The sequence below is a fragment of the Gemmatimonadales bacterium genome (assembly GCA_036279355.1).
GTDB lineage: Bacteria > Gemmatimonadota > Gemmatimonadetes > Gemmatimonadales > GWC2-71-9 > DASQPE01.
The window spans coordinates 1-18753 of the sequence record DASUJH010000043.1; the positions used below are offsets into that span (position 1 = coordinate 1).

Below are 18753 nucleotides of genomic sequence, written 5' to 3' on the forward strand. Positions count from 1 at the left end.
GGCGAGGGGGGCGATGGTGCTCGAACCGGTGAGGGTGAGCGTGCTGGCGCCGTGGGCCGAGCCGGCTGCCGGGCGGCAGCCCATTGCGCCCAGGGTGATGGCGGCCGTAGCGACGCAGCGAATCGTGCGTGAAGTCGGCAATCGCATCCGGTGCGTGGGATGGTGAGGGGCCGCTCGATGGTGCCCATGCGGGAAAACACATGGACACTTCGGCATACGTCAATATATACGCCGCGTCGCTTCCGCCAGATCTCTCGAGCGCGGCCCACACGCGCCCAGACTCCGGCGATCGAGAGAGCTGCTGTTCGTCCGCTTCCACGTCTCGGCGGCGTGTGATGTCCTTTCCGCATTTTCGCATTTATGCGAATCGAATTCGCATTCATGCGAATGCTTTCGCATGAATGCGAAAACGCGAGGACGCGAAAACGCGATAACTCATCGCATCGACGCCGGTTAGCAAAACCGGCGGCCCGGCATGCGCTCTGCCATAGCCCTGAGGCGACCTCCACCGGAGTCGCCCCGTGCGCACCGCCCACCGCCGTCTCGCTTCGCTCGTCGCGTGTCTCGCCCTCATGCTCACGCTCACGCTCACGGCCACCCGCGCGGCGGCCCAGCAGTGTCAGCAGGCGCCGTCGCCGCTTGCGCCGCCGCCCAGCTCCGGTCCGGATGAGTCCGCCGACCCCGTGCCGCTCGCGACCTGCATCTACCGGGTGAGCGTCACGCCCGACGGCGGGATGACGCAGAGCTGGCCGGTCAATACCGCGGGCCACACGGCCACGTTCATCGCGAAGAACACCGGCTCGGGCGGCGCCAACGACGCCTTCGACTTCACCTGCACCGGCACCGCCATGGTCACCGTCAGCTGCACGACGGTGACGCCAAGCTCCCAGTTTCTGGCTCAGGGCGACTCGACCACGGTGACGGTGACGTACGGCGTTGGCGGCACCACGGGCACCGGCCGGCTCACGCTCAAAGCCACTGGCAATGCCACCGCCGCGAGCGATACCGGGTACTACGCGATCCCGATCTCGAGCGGCCCGGCGAGCGTGACGGTCACGCCCGACAACGGGGCCGGCCTGGAACGGGCCGCCAGCTCGACCGCCAATAGCGAGACGTTCACCGTCCGCAACACGGGTTCTTCCCCGATCACCTACGCCCTGACGTGCGGCGCCACCGGTCAGGTCACGTGCGTCACTACCGCGCTGGGCTTCGTCACCATCGCCGCGAGCGCGTCGGCGCCGGTGTCCGTCAACTACAACGCGGGCACCACCGGGTTGGGCACCCTCACGTTAACCGCCACGGGCGGTGGCGCCTCCGACGCCGGGTCCTACACCGTCAAGGTGGTCAACCCGCCGAGCGTCAGTGTGGTCGGCGTGCCCTTCGACGACCAGGACCTCGGCCGCTGCGCCGTGGGCTGCTTCCAGGCCGGTGCGGCGCAGAGCACGACGCCGTACTTCAGCCTGGGCGCGCCGCGCGCCGTCACGCTGGTGTACCGGCAGGACCGGGCGCATCCGCGGCCCTTCATCCACGCCGATGTGCAGGACGTGAGCGCACCGAGCGCCGGCGTGCCGGTGCGCTACTGGCTCCAGGCCCAGCTCGACGGGGCGCAGGTGACGTTCGTGAACGGCGAGCAAACCCTGCGCTTCAGCTATCCCGGGGGCTTCCCGCCAGCCAAGGTCCGGCTCGGCGGTCAGTTCGACGGCAACGGGCTCTCCAACGGCGTCCATGCGCTCACGGTCACGGTGACCGCAGAATACAGCAGCGGCGGCACGATCCAGACGACCCAGGCCGCGAGCCTCACCGGTGTCAACGAGGGACCCTCCGCCATCGCCCACGGCTGGACGCTCGGGGGCATCCAGCGGCTCCGCTTTCAGACCACCGGCGCGGTGCTGCTCACCGATGGGGCCGGATCGGCGGTGGTGTTCGGCAAGAATGGGAGTGGGCAGTATGTGTCGCCCACCGGCGAATTCTCCCAGCTGGTGGCGGAGAAGAGCGGCACGACCATCACCGGTTACACCCGCCGGTTTGCCGACTCGACGCGGGTGTGGTTCGACGTGAGCGGCAAGATGACCAAGGTCACCGACGCCTTCACCAACGCGACGCTGATCGGGTATGACGGGAGTGGGCGGGTACAGACCATCACCGATCCGATGACCCGCGCCGTCACGCTGGGCTACGACGCGAATGGGCTGCACACGATCACCGACCCGGGCGGGCGGGTGACGACGGTGACGGTCCAGTCGACCAAGCTTCTCACCGCGATCACTGATCCCGACGGCCGGAGCACCGGGTACGGCTACGATACGCACCAGCGCCTTGCGACGATCACCAATCGGGCTGGAAACGTGACGACGGTCGGCTACGGCGAGGGCTGGGAGCTTGCCACGGTCACGGCGCCCGCCGTGACCGTATTCGGGTCCGGGACGCCCCAAGCGCCCGTCACCCAGGTGCGCGCGTGGCAGGTGGCCGGCGTGCCGTTTGCGGCGACAGCTACGACCCCGTTTGCGCCCCCCGGGTCCGATACGGTCTACGCCAGCATCACGGAGCCCGGGGCTGCTGTGGCGCGCATGACGGTCGATCGCTGGGGCCAGCCGCTGCGACAGATCAACGCCACGGGCGACACGACCAAGGTCAGCTACGATAGCTACGGCCTGGTCTCGACCGTGATACTCCCCACCTACACCGCGACCGAAGCGGATTCCGTGCTCCACGCGGCCAATGGCCTGACCCAATGGATGGCCGGTGCCGGGCGGCCGGGCGTGAGCGTGCGCTATGGGCCCTATGCGCAGCCGGACAGCATCTATGGCGCGCCGACGGACAGCGTGCCAGTCCAGCGGCCGTACGTCGGCGTGAACGGCAGAATCGATTCGATCCGAGTGGCCGGCACGATCCGCCAGCGGACGACCTACGACAGTCGGGGTCGGGTGGACTCGATCGTCGATGGGAAGCAGCAATTCGTAGTGCGGTACCACTATGACGCGGCGAGCGGCAACGTCGATACGGTGACGACGCCCGGAGGGCTCAAGACCGCGGTGAGCTACGATGCGTTCGGCCGCCCGACCACGGTCAAGGCGCCCGGCGTCGCGACGCAGACCACCTACTACAGCAACCTCAACCGGGTGGATTCGGTCAAGACATCGGACGGCGGCACCGGACGAACAGTCCGCTATTCCTACGACGCGCTTTTCTTGCGGAGCGTCACCGACCCCAAGGGCCAGGTGGACAGCCTCTTCTACAACGCACTCGGCTGGACCACGAGCGAAAGGGACCCGGCGGGCGGCGTGCTCCAGTCGGCCTACTCGCTCGACGGCGACCTCAAGCAGTGGACCAACCGCCGGGGGCAGGCGATCACGCTGAGCTACGACGCGCTGCACCGGCCCACGCAGAAGTCGGGCACCAACACCGACCTCGTAACATGGAGCTACAGCGCGCCGAGCGCGCGGTTCGTGACGGTGGCGAGCCCGGTGTCGACCGAGACCACGTACCTCAACGTGCGCGGCCAGGCCGACTCGGCGAAGACGGTGACTGCTGGGCAGACCTTCTGGCGGCGCTACCGCTACCGCCGCACCGGGCAAGTGGTCACCGACACAATCAGCGGCGGGGGCATCGCCAATTGGCAGGCGCGGCAATACGCGTACGATGCGAAGACCGCGCTGCTTAAGAGCATTCAAGTCGGCAGCCAGCTCACTGCGTTCCGGCGCGATACCAATCTCGATGTCCAGGCCACGGCGCTGCCCGGGGGTGAAACGGATTCGACGACGCTTGGCCCCCTGCGCTCGCCACTCGACGAGCGCACCACGGCACCGTATGCGGCGACCACCGACCGGCTCTTTTCGCTCGACCGAGGATACCGCGTGCAGCAGCAGTTCAAGAATCTCACGCCGGCCCAGGGCCGCTTCTTTCAGTACGACAGCCTGGGCCAGCTGGTGAGCGGCGCGGACAAGCACTGGACCGGCGCGTTGCCCGGTAACTGCCTCAACCTGGTGTTCGGCTACAACTGCCAGCAGAGCGGCACGGGCTGGACCACCGACAACGCCACGACCTACAGCTACGACCTGGCGGGCAACCGCACGAGCCAGGGCGGCACCTACGGCGCGGCCAACCGGATCACGGCGATGAACGGCTGCACCTACAGCACCGATGCCGACGGCAACGTGACCGGCCGCACCTGCCCCGGGGCGCCGGCATTGACCGCGACGTTCGCGTGGACGGCCGAGGGCCAGTTGCGCAGCGCGACGAGCGGTGGGCAGACAACCACGTTCGACTACGACGCGGGCGGCCGGCTCATGGAGGTGGATTCAGCGGGCATCGTCTACCGGCGCTTCCTGTGGGAGGGCCCCACCCTGCTGGCGCACCTGAGCGGGACAGCCACGGCCAAGCGGGCGGAGTACAGCTACTACCCGGGACTCGATGCGCTCCAGGCGGTGGTGCGGAACGACACGCTCTTTTTCGCCCACACCGACGGGGTGGGGAGCGTCATCGCACTGACCGACGTGCAGAAGACCGTGCAGCGCACGTTTGCGTACGACGACTGGGGCCTCGGCACGGGCGGCACCGATGCCGGCGGCTTCGGCGGCACCGACCGGCCGCGCTGGCAGGGGGCGCTCTGGATGAGCGTGGCGGGTGGGGATCTCTACTACATGCGCGCGCGGTGGTACGAGCCGCAGACGGGACGGTTCCTGAGCGAGGATCCGGCCGGGCTGGCTGGCGGGCTCAACGCGTATACGTTTGCTGACGATGACCCCGTCAATGGGAGCGACCCGTCGGGCATGTGCCCGCCGGAGGACGATGCTCCCTGCCTTGGAGAGCTCACGGTGTTCGGTCACCGCGCGCCGGGGAACCCTGAGACCGCGTTGATAAACCATAGCGGGTGCTTCCTCGCGCGCTCGATGGAGGACGACGCCTGGCACTGCAAATTCGGGGCGGTGGACATGGGGAACGCGGTTGCGTGGCCGCACGCGCTCGGCAGTACGCCGCACCGGCCGGTGCGCCCCACCTATCTCGGGGAGGGGGGCGGCGGGAGAGCACTATCGCGCACACCAACTGTGGGAAATCGCAGTACTGAACAGTGTTTTCGAGAGAATACAGCACCGGTGACGAATCTACTTCGCTCGGCTGCAGCGAGAGTGTCCACCGCTGCCTTCGCCGCGGTCGATTTAACATTGGCGGCTGGCGGATTAGCTGCGCGAGCGCAGGGCAATGCGCTTGTTGCCAAAGGCACGGTGGATCTCGATCTATTCTTTGCGATGCCTAAGGCAAGCTCTTCGCTCATCGAAGGCGGCATTGAGACAATTTCAATTGGGAGGGGGTATGTTACCACCGGCTCTGCATTGCTCGGAGCCGGCGTCGCCGGTGCGGAAATACTCGGCGCGGCGGCCGGGATCGGAGCAGTTTATTACGGCGTGAGCTACGGCATCTGCAGTGTCAACCCGGAGTACTAGCATGACAGACACAGCGATCTCGCTGGCGCTGAACCATCTGCGCGCTGCAATTCGCAACACGCTCATACTGCTCCCTGTCGCGTTCTTCCAAGGGATGATTGCCGCGTGGGCGCTAAGTCAGTGGCGCATCACTCATGCGGGTGCATTTATGGGCTTAATTATCGCTGCTGGTGCGATGATCTGGATGACGTGGACCTATTATCGGACGCGTGGGCTCATGCACCGGGGCGGCGTTCGTTAGGCCGTGTTTGCAAAGAGTGTGGTCAGGTACTTCTCGGGCAGCGCGACGTAGAGCAGCGCGAGATATTGGATTGCGAGCTTCGCATAGCGGGTCGCGATCCGGCGGCGCTCCTGGAGCCAGCCGACCGCGCGCTCGATCACATTGCGCTGCCGGTAGGCAACGCGGTCCAACTGCGGCCGGCGGCCGGGCCGCCGGGCCGCCGGGTGCGGCGATCTCGCTGATCGCGCTGCTCGGGGATCACCGCCCGCACGTGCCCAGCGCGCAGCCAGCGCCGCAGCCGGGGAAAACTGTAGGCCTTGTCGCCGGCGAGGGCGTCCGGGCGCTGGCGCGGCCGAGCGCGCGGAGCCGAATGCGGACCGCGTTGAGCACGGGCTGGAGGACCTCGCACTCTTGGCGCTGGCCGCCGGTGAGGTGGAGCGCCAGCGGAAGCCCGCGGCCGTCGGTCACCAGATGCACCTTGGTGCCGAAGCCGCCGCGCGAGCGGCCGAGCGCGTGATCAGCCGGCTCGCCGGGCGGATTTTCCCCCCCCGCAGTGACGAGCGCCGGCGGCGGCCTTGTGGGCCCGGACGACTGAGCCCTCAATGCACCAGAGCGTCCAGGCGATCCGGTCCTCCTCGGCCAACCGCGCCTGGAGCTGGCCGAGGAGCCGTTCCCAGAGCCCCCGCGTGGTCCACCGGCGCAGCCGACTGTAGACGGTTTGCCAGGGCCCGTAGCGCTCGGGCAGATCGCGCCAGGGCACGCCGGTAGGGCACGCCGGTGTGGCGGACGAACAAGATGCCGTTGAGGATCCGGCGGTGATCCTGATAGGGTCGACCGTGCCCGCGGGGTGGTGGGAGCAGCGGCTCCAAGCGCGCCCACTCCTCATCAGTGAGCTCGTGACGACGTGCGATGACCATCCTGCCGACCTACAGCAACCAAGGGTAGCTCCACAGTATGGAGGCGTCAGAAGAGGCGCTAGGGTCTTTGCAGACACAGCCTAGGCTACGTCGTGGCGGACTCGCTCCATTGGAGCGGCCGACGCAATTGGTGCGCCAGTTCAGGCGCTTCGGGGAGGCGTGCCCGCAACCCGGAGGGCAGGAAAGGAAATGGGAGCGGAGCAGATGCAAGAGTAGCGGGACACATGAAGTCTGTCGTGTCCGCGAGGTTCAACTATCGCCTCCGTTGAGGCTTGAGCCCGAGCGTCTTGAGCCGGCGGTACAGTTGGCTCGTCGAGATCCCGAGCAGCCGCGCTGCAGCGCCCACGTCGTACTCCGCACGCGCCAGCACCGCTGCGATATGCTGCGCACGAATCTCGCGCAGTGTGGGCGGCCCAAGTGGTATCGGCGCGGGTGTGTCGTGCGGGGTTTGGTGTTCCGCTGCGGCCGCGAGGATGTGCTCCGCTGCCAAAGGATCCGTGCCGTGCTCGAATACCGCCCGCTCCACGGCCTGACGCAACTCTCGGACGTTGCCGGGCCACATATGGGCGCCGAGCGCGCGGAGATCCTGATTGAGCACGATCGATAGCCGCTCGGGCCCGAGAAAGTGCCGCACGAGGCGCGGGATGTCCGAGTCGCGCTCGATGAGCCGAGGCACGCGCAGGTGAAGAGCGCAAACACGGAAGTGAAAGTCCGCCCGCCAGCGCGCGGCTGCGAGCAAGTCGCTGGGAGAGACCTGCACGCTGACAACAAGCCGAAACGGCACCACGCGATCGGTGCCGCCACCCACTGGACGCACGGCGTTCGTCTCGAGCGCGCGCAGCAGCTTGGCTTGCAGGGCGAGCGGGATGTCGCCGGCCTCGTCGAGGAGGAGCGTACCGTGGCGGGCATACTCGATTAGCCCTCGCCGGTGCGCTGTGGCGCCGGTGTAGGCACCTTTCACTACCCCGAAGAGCTCCGCATCGGCCAGTGCCTCGGGCAGCGTGGCGACGTTGACAGCCACAAATCGCCCCGGTCGCCCGGACAGCGCGTGCAATGCCCGCGCGACCAGCTCCTTCCCCGTGCCCGTCTCACCCTGGATCAGCACCGGTGCCGTGAGCGGTGCCGCTCGGCGGACGGCGTCATAAAGGCTCAGCATCGCGGCGTGCCGGCCCACCATGCCGCAGAAGTCCGGCTCGCACCCGGTCTCGCGGTCGCTCTCGTGCAGTTGCGCGCTCATCGTGGCAGCTCCTTCGGGAGCCGTGGTGCCGTGAGGCTGTCCGCGTCGGCATCGGTGCGGATGATGCGTGGGGTGAGAAAGAGATAGAGCTCCGTCGTTGTAGTGCGCCGAGTGGTGCTCCCGAATACGCCGCCGATGAACGGAATGCCCGAGAGCACCGGCACCCCCGACGACGACCGCTCCCGCTGCACGTCCCGCAACCCGCCCAGGACGATCGTCTGTCCGTCGCGCACCAGCACCTGCGTCGCCGCCTCACGGGTGGAGATGACCGGCGCGTCGAACTGGGTCTCGCCCGTGGCGGCGTTGATTTCCTGCTGGATCACGAGCGACACATAGCCGTCCTGGTTGATGGTGGGCCGTACGGTGAGCTTGGTGCCGACGTCGCGATACTGGATCACCTGGTCGCGCGAGGGCACGTCGGTCGGCAGCGAGCGGCTCACCTGCACGAACGGCCGCTGCGAGCCGACCAGAATCCGGGCCTCGACGTTGTTCGACGCCAGCAGCACGGGGCGCGAGACGATGTCGACGTAGCCCTTCGACTGCGCCGTCCGGAGCGTGGCGTCGATCGCGGCCTTGGTGAGACCCATGAGCTTGATCACGAGGTCGCCGAGGCCGCCGCCGGTGAGTGTGCCCGCGATCGTGCCGCCGTCCACCCCTTGCGGCGGGAGGAAGAGATCGGCGCCGAGCGAGAAGTTCTTGTCGCGCTGCGCCTCGACCACGAGCACCTCGATCAGGACCTGGAGCGGGCGGATGTCGAGCTGATCCACCGCCTCCTTGATGACCGCGAAGTCTTCGGCTGACGCGCGGATCAAGAGGGAATTGCTGAGTTGGTCGGGCACGAGCGTCACCTGGCCCGTGAGGGTGGCACGCGGGGCACCGGGCACGACGCCGACTGCCGAGGCTGACATTTGCGCCGGCGCGCCCGCCTGCTCGGGCGGAACGTTTTGGCGGCGCAGCTCGTCCGAGAGCGTCCCGGTAGCGAGCCCCGAGCGGCCCGAGAACTCACCCCCGCCGCCGAAGAGCTGGTTCACCGTCGCGGCCACGTCGGCGGCGCGGGCGTGCTTCAGGCGAATTACGAAGAGCTGAACCGGCTGCTGCGCGGGCGGCGGTGCGGGGGGCGGAGGTGGGGGCGCCGCGGACTTGGGCCCGATGCGGAAGCCCACCGAGTCCTCGCTGAACTCGAGGTTCTGGCTCTCGACCAGTCCCTTGAGTAGCACCGCGACCGTGGGCCGTGCGACCGGCGCCGGCGTCTCGAGCGACACGCGCGTGGCCGGCACGTTGGTGACCAGCACCGGCCTCGGCAGGTAGGACGAGAGCGCCTGAATCACCGCGCGCAAATCGGCGTCGACGAACTTGAGCGCCACGCTGTCGCCCACCGCGTGGACGGCTGCGGTGTCCTGCGCGGCCAGGCCGGCCGGCAGGAGCGCGAGCGCCGCCGCCAGCGCGAGGCGCGTCCGGATCATTTCCATGGCACCCTCACGGTGAGTGTCCACGTCGTGTCGAGGCCGCTCAGCACCACGCCGTCTCGGCGGATGCGGCGCACTCGGATTCCGTTCACGGTTTCGCCGGCACGCAGGACACGCGAGCCGTCGGTGCCGGGGATGCCCTCGATGACGGCGGCCGGGGTTCGGCCACCCCACACGAGGCCCGAGAGCGTGAGCGCGGGCTTCGGCATGGGCGGCGCCGCCGGCGCGGCAGGCTGAGAAGCGCGCGCTGGGTCATAGGGCACCGAGGCTGGAGTGCGCGACGCGCGGAACGGAGCCTTGGCGGCTGCCGCGCGGAGCAGGGAATCGAGCGGCGGAGCGGGCTCCGAATCGAATCTGAGTGCAGGGCGCGGAGCGGGCTGCGCGGGGATTGGAAGCGTGCCGGAGAGCGACGGCCGCAGCTCGAGACCGCCTGTGGCGAGCGCGGCAACGCACGCGAATGCCAGGATCGCGTGGACTATGGTCGCTCTCATTGGTGCTCCCCACTCGGCGGCGCGCCCTCGAGATACCAGCCGCGTACCGTCACATCGCTTCGAAGAATCTCGGGCGTGCCGGGCCCTGACGCCGGATCGACGGCAGTGATCGCAACGCCGCTCACCGACAGGACCACGCCGCCCTCCCCGAGCCGCGCGAGCATCGCGAGCGTGCCGGGCGCGTCGCTCGCGACCGACACGCGAAGCCCGACTCGGCGCAGCCGCCCGACGCGCGCGGAGTCCGGCTCCGGGGCCGTTCCGACGATTCGCGCCGAGCGTCCGGCCGCGCGGGTCACTCGGCTCGTGAGGTCGCTCGTGGCGGCGGACTCGTCCGGACCGTCCAGAAGCCGGGGTGCGAGCGCCACGAGCCGCCGTTCAACGGCGGGGGCCGAATCGACCAGCGCGCTCGCGCCCTGGAGATCCGCGTGGATGCGTGCGAGCAGAAGCTGCTTTGCGGAGAGCGCATCGCGCCGGGCGCGTAGCTCGCGCACTGCCCCCGGCGCCACACGAAGGCCGAGCGTGGCGAAGGCCACTATCGCACCACCCCAGATGAGCGCCCGCCGATCGCGCGGGTTCATCGGGCCGAGTCCGATCCGAAGCGCACTGTGAACCGATCTCCCTGTTGGCTGGCGAGGTGGGGAGAGATGATTGCTCCGCTCCGATCGAGTGCTTGAATGAGGTCGTTCGCGCGAGGTGCGGCGGCGGTCAACGTGCCGGATGCGGCGCCGTTCACCTCGAGCGAGGTGAGATAGGCTGAATCGGGAAGTGCGAGGATGACCGCTGCCGCTGTGCGCGCCACGTCAGCGCGATGGCGCGAGGCCGAGTCGATCGTCGCGATCATCGCACGCGCGTTCTCGTAGTCGCGCCGGGCTGCGAGCACGGCGGCCTCGGCGCGCTCGAGGCGAGCCAGCCGGTGGACAGCACTTCCTATGATGCGGCCGGCAACGCCGTCCGGCAGGTGCCGCGCCGCGGCGGCACCCTGGTGCTGAGCTACGACGCGATGAACCGCCTGATCACGCGCATCACGCCGGCCGTGCACTACGACGGCGCGGTGAACGAGCCGATTGACTCGGCCGGCAACCCATGGTCGTTCCCGGCCTTTCCGAACGACGGGGGCACGGGCTACACGATCCCGGCCGACACGGCCGCGCTCACCTACGACCGCGCGGGCCGCATCCTCACGGCCAACAACGGCGACGCGCACATCACCCGGACGTACCGTACTGACGGTCGACTCGCGACCGAGACCGAGGCGCTCCGCACCGTGACGGGTACGGTGTTCAGCCAGCACGTGTACGTGACGCAGTACGGCTACGACCGCGACGGGCGCCGCAGTTGGGTGCGGGTCCCCACCGTCTTCGAGGTTGGCGTCGGCGCCGGGCAAGATTCGCTGGCCTACGGCTACGACGCCACGGGCCAGCTCGCCACGGTGCGTGATCCGCTGGGCCATACCTCCCGGTATTTCTACGACCTGGAGCAGCGGGTGGACAGCGTGGCACGCGCCGACGGCGTCTATGAGAAACTGTTCCACGACGAGGATGGCCGACTGACGCGGCGCCGGGAGGGTACCGACACGAGCACCTGGCGCGACGACGTGCAGCGCTTCGACGCTCAGGGGCGGGTGCTCCTGACCAGCGGGCTCGCCGACTCGATGACGTATGCCTATGCCGGCCACGGCCCGCTCGCACACCAATTGACCTGGAGCAAGATCGCCGCCGACCATCGCATGGACGAGTACTGGAGCACCGACGCGCTGGGCCACCGCGGACACCTGGGCGTGGGTGGCGTGCTGGCGTTCGACACGCTGCGGACCGACCTGGGGTCGCGGCTTGAGCCGGGCACCGGCCGGCTTACGCAGAACACCACGCCGCGCCCGCTCGGCGGCCGCATCGACGCGGGAGATTTCACCTACGACGCGGCGGGCAACCAGATCCGCCAGGCGGTCCGGCTGCAGGACGCCGCGGGCAACTACCGCGTGCTCGAGCTCTGGAGCTACTACGACGCCGCGCAGCGGGTGCGGGCGGTGGACCGGCGGAGCTGCATCGAGCGCGACCCGGCGCTCACCGACCCGCGCCAGGCCGAGCACTGCATGAACCAGCACGTGGACTCGACCCTGAGCAACGAGTCCGACTTCTATCCGTACGACCCCAAGTACCTGGTGCGCTACAGCGCGCCGAGCGAGCAGGCGACGGCCGCCTTCGAGGAGTACCGCTACGACGCGCTGGGCCGGCGGGTGTGGCGGCGGAGCCGGTATCGCGATCTCGAGTGCATGCCCGAGGGCTGCCGGCCCGACCTGGTGCGCTACGTCTGGGACGGGGACCAGCTCTTGGGGGAGATCCAGGTGCCGGGCGACACCCTCCACAGTGCGGTGGGGTTTGAGGTCGACGTGGGGCAGGTGGGCCGCGACTCCATCGGGAGGCCGACGGACAACAACGGCAACTGGGGCCGCGTGCTCTACGTGCACGGCCGCGCGCTCGACCAGCCGCTCGGGGTGATCCGGTTCGACTACAGCGTGGCCTGGCCGCAACCGTTCCTAATCGAGTTCGGGCGCGATGCGCGGGGCACGGCGGATGTCGGGCACCTCGATCCGGTGATCCGAGCGGCGTGCAGCGGGGGCGGCAACTGCCCGGCCGCAAGCACGCCGACCACGCTGGCGGGCCTCGCTGCAATGGCGCGGGAGAGCAACTTCACCGCGCCGCGGTACTGGCAGGGAAGTCTCGAGTTCGACCAGCAGGATGCCACGGGGTATCAGTACCGGCGGAATCGCTATCTCGATCCAGCGAACGGACGGTTTACGCAGGAGGATCCGCTCGGGCTCGCGGGCGGGCTCAATGTATATGGGTTTGCCAAGGGCGATCCCGCCAACTACTCCGATCCGTTCGGGCTCTGCCCGCCCTGCTCAGACCGGGAAGATGGCTGGGGTAACACCTCCCCAGGTCTCCTCGATCCAGTTGCGTGGTTCTCAGGGTCGCTCGTCGGCGGCCTTTTTGGTGGTGCAGCGGATGCGGCGTTGGCTTCCACGCTTGAGGGTACTTCCGGGACGGCGGCAATCGACGAAATCGCTCCATCCGCCATTCGGTTTGCCCAGCGTGGCTCGTCGGGCGTGTTCCGTCACGGCGAATTTGCAGGGCAGGCGGTCAAAGACGTGGCGGCCGGGCTCCGAAGCGGTGCGATCTCGCCCGATCAGCTTCCGATCAAGGCCGTAGTTCGGGACGGTATCCCATACAGTATGAACACGCGTTCACTAATGGCCCTCAGGCTCGCAGACTTGGAACCGACTATCATCGAGAATGTCACCGGCGACGAGTTCTTCGAATCCAAGCTTACGGAGCGACTTGCGGAGATGGGCCAAGTACCTGCGGATTTTGTTCCGCCAATGCGATAGCCTACTCACACCCCGTCAACGATGAGGCTCATCACGCTTCCTGTGCCGACAAGCCGGACGTCAGTCGGGCCACTGCTGTCGGTTCAGCACGACCAAGCGTCCGTCCGCTACGACTGCGAGGACGACGAGATCGTCCGGTGGGTCGAATTGGTGTTCACCGATGTGATACGCATTGTGTATCGAGCTTCTGCGGTGTGTTTGGCATCGGACGTACACGGATCGACATACGTGGTTGAAGAGGATGCGAGCCCGGATTTGCACGAATTGAGTGAGCGATGGAAGCACAGGGTGGGGTCATCCGACTGGGCGCGCGCGCTAAACGCGCGCGCGCCCTTCCGCCTCTATCAAGTTTACTTTGATGACGCAGCCTTCGTCGAAGTTGTTGCACGCGGGGTACGCGTGGTGAACGGTCCGTCAAGTTAAGCCGTTGTGCCAAATCTGCTTTAAGCATGAGGGCCACTCGCTTGGAATCAGGACCTCGATGGTCGGGTCGGGGTCCGCCGTGATGAGCATCCCTAGCCGCGCGGCGATATGCACCGTTCTCGTTTCGACCTCGGATTTCCGCCGACGCCATCTCGGCTCCGCCGGTAGGAGCGCGCTGATTGTGGGCCTACGGCGGGACTAGACTTTTCCGACGCGCCACCAACGTTCTAACGACTTCGCCGCACTCAGGAGGTTTGGTGCTACGTCGCGTATGCGCCTCGCGGGCTCGCGTCCCATTCCACTGAGATGGCTGGAAGTCGAGCCCTTCGGCTATGTGGAAGCGCAAGTTCGCCGCACCAGCGGGGGCTGCGACTGCGACCAGCCACGCGAGCGCCAGCACAAATGCCACCAGCAGCGGCGCCCCCCGGCCGCTCTCCTCCAGCCTGATCCGGTCCGCGAGCGACGGCGCCTCCAGCATCACGATCAACGTGAGCAGGCAGATGCTCGCCAGCATGTACGCAGGCCGCCGAAGCTGGTGGGGATCTGCGCCGCGTTCTCGCGAGCAGAGCGGAGACGTCTGGGAAGATCTCTTCGACGTCGCACTCGCCCGAGAACGCGAGCATCAGCGCACGGAGCGCTGGGCCGTCGTGCGCCGGCGCCTGCAGCGCGCCGGGCGGCTCACGCCCGCAGCGAAGCGGCGGAAAGTCCGCTGACCGCATGTGCGAGCTCCGGCTCGCACGACCTACACCTCCAGCCTCTCCAACCTCCGCAACGCCATCCTGAGCGACGACACCGTCGCCAGCGCGCAGAGCGCCACCACCCACCCGAGCGCCAGCACGAACGTCACCGACAGCGGCGCCGCCCGGCCGCTCTGCTCCAGCCTGATCCGGTCAGCCAGCGACGGCGCTTCCAGCATCACGATCAGCGTGAGCAGGCAGATGCTCGCCAGCATGTACGCGAGGCCGCCGAAGCTGGTGGGAATCTGCGCCGCGTTCTCCGTATCGAACCGCGGATAGAACGCCCCGAAGCTCAACGCGAGCGCGCTCGCCGCCAGCGTGTAGACCAGCATCGTGCCGACACTCACCGCCATCATGAACGGCGACGCCCGCAGGATCAGGTTCGTGATCACCGTGATCGCGAGTGCCAGCACCAGCAGCGGCAGCGTGCCGATCCAGTACTTGCTCCAGAACATCGCCTTCAACTTGAGCGGGCTCGAGCGGAGCAGCCACATCTGCCGCCCTTCGAGCGACACCGACGGAAAGAGAAAGCGCGCCGCCACCGCCGCGAGCACAAAGCCCGCGAGCCCGAAATTGAGGAACACCACCAGCATGACCACCGAGCGCGGCAGGTGCTCGCCGGTGAAGAGCGGCAACGCCTGAATGTTGAAGAGGTACACGACCAGCAGCACGCCGAGCAGAATGAGCTGGCTCCACTGCGTAGGGTCGCGGAAGAAGAGGCGCGCGTCCTTCAACAGAAACTCGCGCTTCTCCGGCGCCAGCCAGCCGAGCACGACGGCGGCGAGCCCGGCCCAGCGGATGCCGCCGGCCGACGCGCGGGCGCTTTCCTGCGCGCGGGAGAAGGCGCGCCGGTAGAGCTTGCGGTTGAGGATCCCGCCGGCGCCGAGGCCGATCATCGTCGTTGCCCAGAGCAGGATGATCGGGCGGGCGTCGGCCACATGAAATAGCCAGTTGGTGATCATCCGCGCCGCCCACTCGCTCGGAAGCAGCGGGTTCACCGGCGCCTGAAGCACGCCGATGAACTCGGCCAGCGAGCGGAACCCCTCCGGCCGCACGAGCTGCTCCGGCTGCGCCACCCTGAGCGTGAGTACGAGCACGGCCACCGCGCCCACCGACACGATGCTCAGCAGCTCCTTGGCCCGCCGCGCCGGAACCAGGTTCACCAGCAGCAGCGTGAGCGCCGTGCCCACCACGGCCGGAATCAGAAAGAAGGGAACGAGCGCCGCGAGCACCACGAGCGGATAGAGCGGACCTCCGCCGTACACCGTACCGTACGCCGCGAGCACCGGCACCGCGAGCAGCGCCACCATCCACGACGAATGCAACGTGGTCTCCGCCAGCTTGGCCGCGTAGAACCGGACCGAGTGCACCGGCGACGCGGCGAGCAGGTCGAGGTCGCGCGCGAGGAAGAAGCTGGAGAGCGCGGTAATGAGATTCGACAGCAGCAGGATCGATGAGAACGCCAGCAGCGCCAGGCCGAGCAGCTTGCCGGCGAGCAGCGGCCCGATGTCCGGCACCTCGCGGAAATAGCGCAGCACCCGGTCGGTGATGCCATAGACGCCGAGCCAGAAGACGAGACCCAGGATGGCCAGCGCCAGCGCCTTGGGGCCGGCCGCCGCGCGCTGCTGGCGGAACCGCGCAACGGCGCCGCGCCACTTGGGGTAGAGCACGATCGCGAGCCGCGGCCCGCGGTAGATGCGCCCGGACACTGGTCAGTCGCCCAGGATGGCGTCGACCTGGCGGGGGCGGAGGCCGCCGGTGAGCCTCAGGAAAAGATCCTCCAGACTCGAGTCGCCCGACGCAGTCTGCTCGCGCAGCTCGGACATCGTGCCCTGCGCCAGGATCCGGCCGCCTTGCATGATCGCGATCCGGTCGCACATCGCTTCGGCCACCTCCAGCGTGTGCGTGCTCATGAGCACCGTGCCGCCCCGGTCCACGAACTGGCGGAAGAGGTCCTTGAGCAGCCGGGCGCCCTTGGGGTCGAGCCCCACCATCGGCTCGTCCACCACGATCACCTCGGGCCGGTGCACCAGCGCGCTCGCGATGACGAGCTTCTGCCGCATGCCGTGGCTGTACGCCTCGGTCAGCTCGTGCCGCCAGGGCGTCAGCTCGAAGAGCTCGAGCAGCTCCTCGATCCTGCGCTCCACCGCCGCACTCTGCTGCCCGTACAACGCCGCCACGAAGCGCAGGAACTCGGCGCCGGTGAGCTTGTCGTACACGTACGGGCGGTCGGGGATGTAGCCCAGCCGGGCCTTCGCTATGAGCGGCTGGCGGCCGATGTCGATGCCGCCGATCTCGATCCGGCCCGAGGTCGGCAGGATGATGCCCGCGATCATGCGGAACGTCGTGGTTTTGCCGGCGCCGTTCGGCCCGAGGAAGCCGAACAGCTCCCCGGGCCGCACGGTGAGGTCGATGCCGTCGACCGCCGCGAACGAGCCGTACCGCTTCACCAGCTTGGCGAGGGTGATCACCCGCGTCTCCGCGTGACGATGGATTCGACCAGCGCGCGCTCCTCGTCGTGGCCGGTGACGAGGTGCAGTTCCCGAGGGCAGGTGGCCACGGCCCGCGCCTCGAACGTCTCGACCAGGAGGCTGGCCGCCTCTTCCGCACTCAGCGTGCCGGCGTCGGCGCCCACGAGCGGCGCGGCCACCGTCGCGAGGCCCCAATCCGCCGCCCGCTGCCACGCGGCGACGAGCGCGCGGCGCACGCCGTCGCGCCGAGCGGGGCCGTCCTGGTCACGGATCACCACGTGCAGTACGAACGGCGCCGCGAGCGCGCCCGCTCCGGTCACGACCGCGGCCCCGGCGCCGAGCGGTGCGGCCACCCGGCAGAGCGCGGCGAACTGCTCGCCGGCGCGCTCGTCGAGGCGGGCCGCGCCGGGACTCGCCGGTCCCAGCATCTCGTCGGCGGCGCGGACCACGGCGTCGACGGCCAGCGTGGCGAGGTCGTCGTGCAGCACCCGGATCAGGTGCGGCATGTCGGGGACTCCAGGGCGGGGGCCCCGTATGGTAGAAACCGCGCGGCAAAACCGGAAGCGGGCGCGCCGGAAGCGGGCGCGCCGGAAGCGGGCGCGATTGAACGGGGCTCCGCGCCCCGGTAGCTTACGGGGCTATGGCTCAGGAACACCTCGTCGTGCGCGGCGCCCGGGAGCACAATCTCAAGGACATCTCGGTCGCGATCCCACGCAATCGGCTCACCGTCATCACCGGACTCTCCGGATCCGGCAAGTCGTCGCTCGCCTTCGACACGATCTACGCCGAGGGGCAGCGGCGCTACGTCGAATCGCTCTCGGCCTACGCGCGCCAGTTCCTCGGCCTCATGGAGAAGCCGGACGTGGACGCGATCGAGGGGCTCTCGCCCGCCATCTCGATCGAGCAGAAGTCGACCGGCCAGAACCCGCGGTCCACCGTCGGCACCGTGACCGAGATCTACGACTACCTGCGGCTCCTCTGGGCCCGCACCGGCGTGCCGCATTGCCCCAACGACGGGAGCCCGGTGACACGCCAGAGCGCCTCGCAGATCACTGACGCGGTGCTCGCGTGGCCCGAGGAAACCCGCATCGAGGTGCTGGCACCGCTCATCCGCGGCCGCAAGGGCGAATTCCGCGACCTGCTGGAAGACGTCCGTAAGCGCGGCTTCGTCCGCGTGCGCGTGGACGGCGAGACCTACGAGCTGGGCGCGGTGCCCGCGCTCAACCGGCGGCAGAACCACGACGTCGCCGTGGTGGTGGACCGGCTCGTCGTGCGCGCCGCGGACCGCGCGCGGCTCAACGATTCGATCGAGACCGCGCTCAAGACGGCGGACGGGATCGTGGAGATCGTGCGGTATGGGGAGGCGGACAGGCGGTCGGGCGGACGGGCGGTCAGCTCCCCCGCCGGCACCGCTCTGCGCGAAGGACCCCCCGACCGCCCGACCGCCCGACCGCCCGACCGCCTCCTCTTCAGCGAGCGCTTCGCGTGTCCGGTCTGCGGCCTCTCGCTCCCCGAGTTGGAACCGCGGCAATTCTCGTTCAACTCGCCCTTCGGCGCGTGCCCCGACTGCCACGGCGTCGGCACCCGGCGCGAGGTGAACGCCGAGCTGATCCTCGGCGACCCGAGCATCTCGATCCTCGAGGGCGTCATTCTTCCCTGGGGCGAACCGTCCGGCTACCTGCGGAAAGTCGTGCTGCCCACGCTCGCCAAGGCGCTCAAGTTCGACCTCAACGCGCCCTGGAGCGAGGTGAGCCTGGCGGCGCAGCAGGCGCTGCTCCACGGCACGCCCGGCAAGTTCCGCTTTGCGGTGGATGGCGGGCGAGCGCGCGAATTCGAGAGCGAGTGGGAGGGCGTGCTCAAGAACGTCGAGCGCCGCTACCGCGAGTCGTCGAGCGACTCGGTGCGCCTCTCGCTCGAGGAGTTCATGACCGAGCAGCCGTGCCAGACCTGCGGCGGCAAGCGGCT

General features: G+C 68.6%; 16 protein-coding genes. 5 read left to right on the forward strand and 11 right to left on the reverse strand.

The features are described 5' to 3' along the window. The first annotated feature begins 521 nt into the window (after positions 1–521). Together VFW66_10535 and VFW66_10540 are read left to right on the forward strand one after the other, a co-directional pair. Positions 522–5441: an RHS repeat-associated core domain-containing protein gene (locus VFW66_10535; GenBank protein HEX5387128.1), complete on the forward strand. Its 4920-nt coding sequence runs from the start codon at positions 522–524 to the stop codon at positions 5439–5441. Position 5442: 1 nt separating this feature from the next. Then, positions 5443–5682 carry a hypothetical protein gene (locus tag VFW66_10540; GenBank protein ID HEX5387129.1) on the forward strand — a complete coding sequence of 80 codons (240 nt, stop codon included), beginning with the start codon at positions 5443–5445 and terminating at the stop codon, positions 5680–5682. On the opposite strand, the gene VFW66_10545 is transcribed toward VFW66_10540, so the two are convergent. The 8 genes from VFW66_10545 to VFW66_10580 all read right to left on the reverse strand — a co-directional run bounded on the left by VFW66_10545 (position 5679) and on the right by VFW66_10580 (position 10652). Next, the gene (locus VFW66_10545) at positions 5679–5951 is read right to left on the reverse strand and encodes a transposase (GenBank protein ID HEX5387130.1); all 273 of its coding nucleotides are present in this window, start codon (positions 5949–5951) and stop codon (positions 5679–5681) included. The genes VFW66_10540 and VFW66_10545 overlap by 4 nt on opposite strands. Beyond that, positions 5920–6138, reverse strand: a complete 219-nt coding sequence (locus VFW66_10550) for a hypothetical protein (protein ID HEX5387131.1) — start codon at positions 6136–6138, stop codon at positions 5920–5922. The genes VFW66_10545 and VFW66_10550 overlap by 32 nt, the downstream gene beginning before the upstream one ends. A 40-nt stretch (positions 6139–6178) precedes the next feature. Then, on the reverse strand, positions 6179–6547 hold the full coding sequence (locus VFW66_10555; GenBank protein HEX5387132.1) for a transposase: 369 nt from the start codon (positions 6545–6547) through the stop codon (positions 6179–6181). A 284-nt stretch (positions 6548–6831) separates the two neighbouring features. Then, positions 6832–7815, reverse strand: coding sequence for a sigma 54-interacting transcriptional regulator (locus tag VFW66_10560; protein ID HEX5387133.1), 984 nt, complete (start codon positions 7813–7815; stop codon positions 6832–6834). After that, positions 7812–9284 (reverse strand): secretin N-terminal domain-containing protein, encoded by a 1473-nt coding sequence (locus VFW66_10565; GenBank protein HEX5387134.1) that lies wholly within the window; start codon positions 9282–9284, stop codon positions 7812–7814. The genes VFW66_10560 and VFW66_10565 overlap by 4 nt, the downstream gene beginning before the upstream one ends. Next, positions 9275–9772 carry a hypothetical protein gene (locus tag VFW66_10570; GenBank protein ID HEX5387135.1) on the reverse strand — a complete coding sequence of 166 codons (498 nt, stop codon included), beginning with the start codon at positions 9770–9772 and terminating at the stop codon, positions 9275–9277. Before VFW66_10570 ends, VFW66_10565 begins: the two co-directional genes overlap by 10 nt. Next, complete coding sequence (locus VFW66_10575; GenBank protein HEX5387136.1) at positions 9769–10350, reverse strand: GspMb/PilO family protein; 582 nt, start codon at positions 10348–10350, stop codon at positions 9769–9771. Before VFW66_10575 ends, VFW66_10570 begins: the two co-directional genes overlap by 4 nt. Then, the gene (locus tag VFW66_10580) at positions 10347–10652 is read right to left on the reverse strand and encodes a hypothetical protein (GenBank protein HEX5387137.1); all 306 of its coding nucleotides are present in this window, start codon (positions 10650–10652) and stop codon (positions 10347–10349) included. The genes VFW66_10575 and VFW66_10580 overlap by 4 nt, the downstream gene beginning before the upstream one ends. A 33-nt stretch (positions 10653–10685) precedes the next feature. Between VFW66_10580 and VFW66_10585 the strand changes: the two genes are divergently transcribed. Further along, positions 10686–13157, forward strand: a complete 2472-nt coding sequence (locus VFW66_10585) for an RHS repeat-associated core domain-containing protein (GenBank protein HEX5387138.1) — start codon at positions 10686–10688, stop codon at positions 13155–13157. Positions 13158–13912: 755 nt separating this feature from the next. Beyond that, entirely contained in the window at positions 13913–14293 is a 381-nt protein-coding gene (locus VFW66_10590) for a hypothetical protein (GenBank protein ID HEX5387139.1), read from the forward strand. A gap of 29 nt (positions 14294–14322) precedes the next feature. Here the strand turns inward: VFW66_10590 and VFW66_10595 are convergent, their stop codons facing one another. The 3 genes from VFW66_10595 to VFW66_10605 are packed head-to-tail and all read right to left on the reverse strand — an operon-like array spanning position 14323 to position 17294. Beyond that, a complete protein-coding gene (locus VFW66_10595) occupies positions 14323–16026 on the reverse strand; it encodes a hypothetical protein (GenBank protein HEX5387140.1) in 1704 nt (567 codons plus the stop codon). 3 nt (positions 16027–16029) lie between these two features. Beyond that, positions 16030–16788, reverse strand: coding sequence for an ABC transporter ATP-binding protein (locus VFW66_10600; GenBank protein HEX5387141.1), 759 nt, complete (start codon positions 16786–16788; stop codon positions 16030–16032). Beyond that, entirely contained in the window at positions 16785–17294 is a 510-nt protein-coding gene (locus VFW66_10605) for a macro domain-containing protein (GenBank protein ID HEX5387142.1), read from the reverse strand. The genes VFW66_10600 and VFW66_10605 overlap by 4 nt, the downstream gene beginning before the upstream one ends. Positions 17295–17428: 134 nt before the next feature. On the opposite strand from VFW66_10605, the gene VFW66_10610 reads away from it, so the two are divergent. After that, positions 17429–18753 (forward strand): excinuclease ABC subunit UvrA (locus tag VFW66_10610; GenBank protein HEX5387143.1); only part of this gene is annotated, 1325 nt, incomplete at its 3' end.

Bases quoted from the DNA above. Each gene is read 5' to 3' on its own strand.
- VFW66_10565 (HEX5387134.1), bottom strand. From the start codon at position 9,284: ATGGAAATGATCCGGACGCGCCTCGCGCTGGCGGCGGCGCTCGCGCTC.
- VFW66_10605 (HEX5387142.1), bottom strand. From the start codon at position 17,294: ATGCCGCACCTGATCCGGGTGCTGCACGACGACCTCGCCACGCTGGCC.
- VFW66_10570 (HEX5387135.1), bottom strand. From the start codon at position 9,772: ATGAGAGCGACCATAGTCCACGCGATCCTGGCATTCGCGTGCGTTGCC.
- VFW66_10555 (HEX5387132.1), bottom strand. From the start codon at position 6,547: ATGAGGAGTGGGCGCGCTTGGAGCCGCTGCTCCCACCACCCCGCGGGC.
- VFW66_10560 (HEX5387133.1), bottom strand. From the start codon at position 7,815: ATGAGCGCGCAACTGCACGAGAGCGACCGCGAGACCGGGTGCGAGCCG.
- VFW66_10540 (HEX5387129.1), top strand. From the start codon at position 5,443: ATGACAGACACAGCGATCTCGCTGGCGCTGAACCATCTGCGCGCTGCA.
- VFW66_10590 (HEX5387139.1), top strand. From the start codon at position 13,913: ATGTGGAAGCGCAAGTTCGCCGCACCAGCGGGGGCTGCGACTGCGACC.
- VFW66_10575 (HEX5387136.1), bottom strand. From the start codon at position 10,350: ATGAACCCGCGCGATCGGCGGGCGCTCATCTGGGGTGGTGCGATAGTG.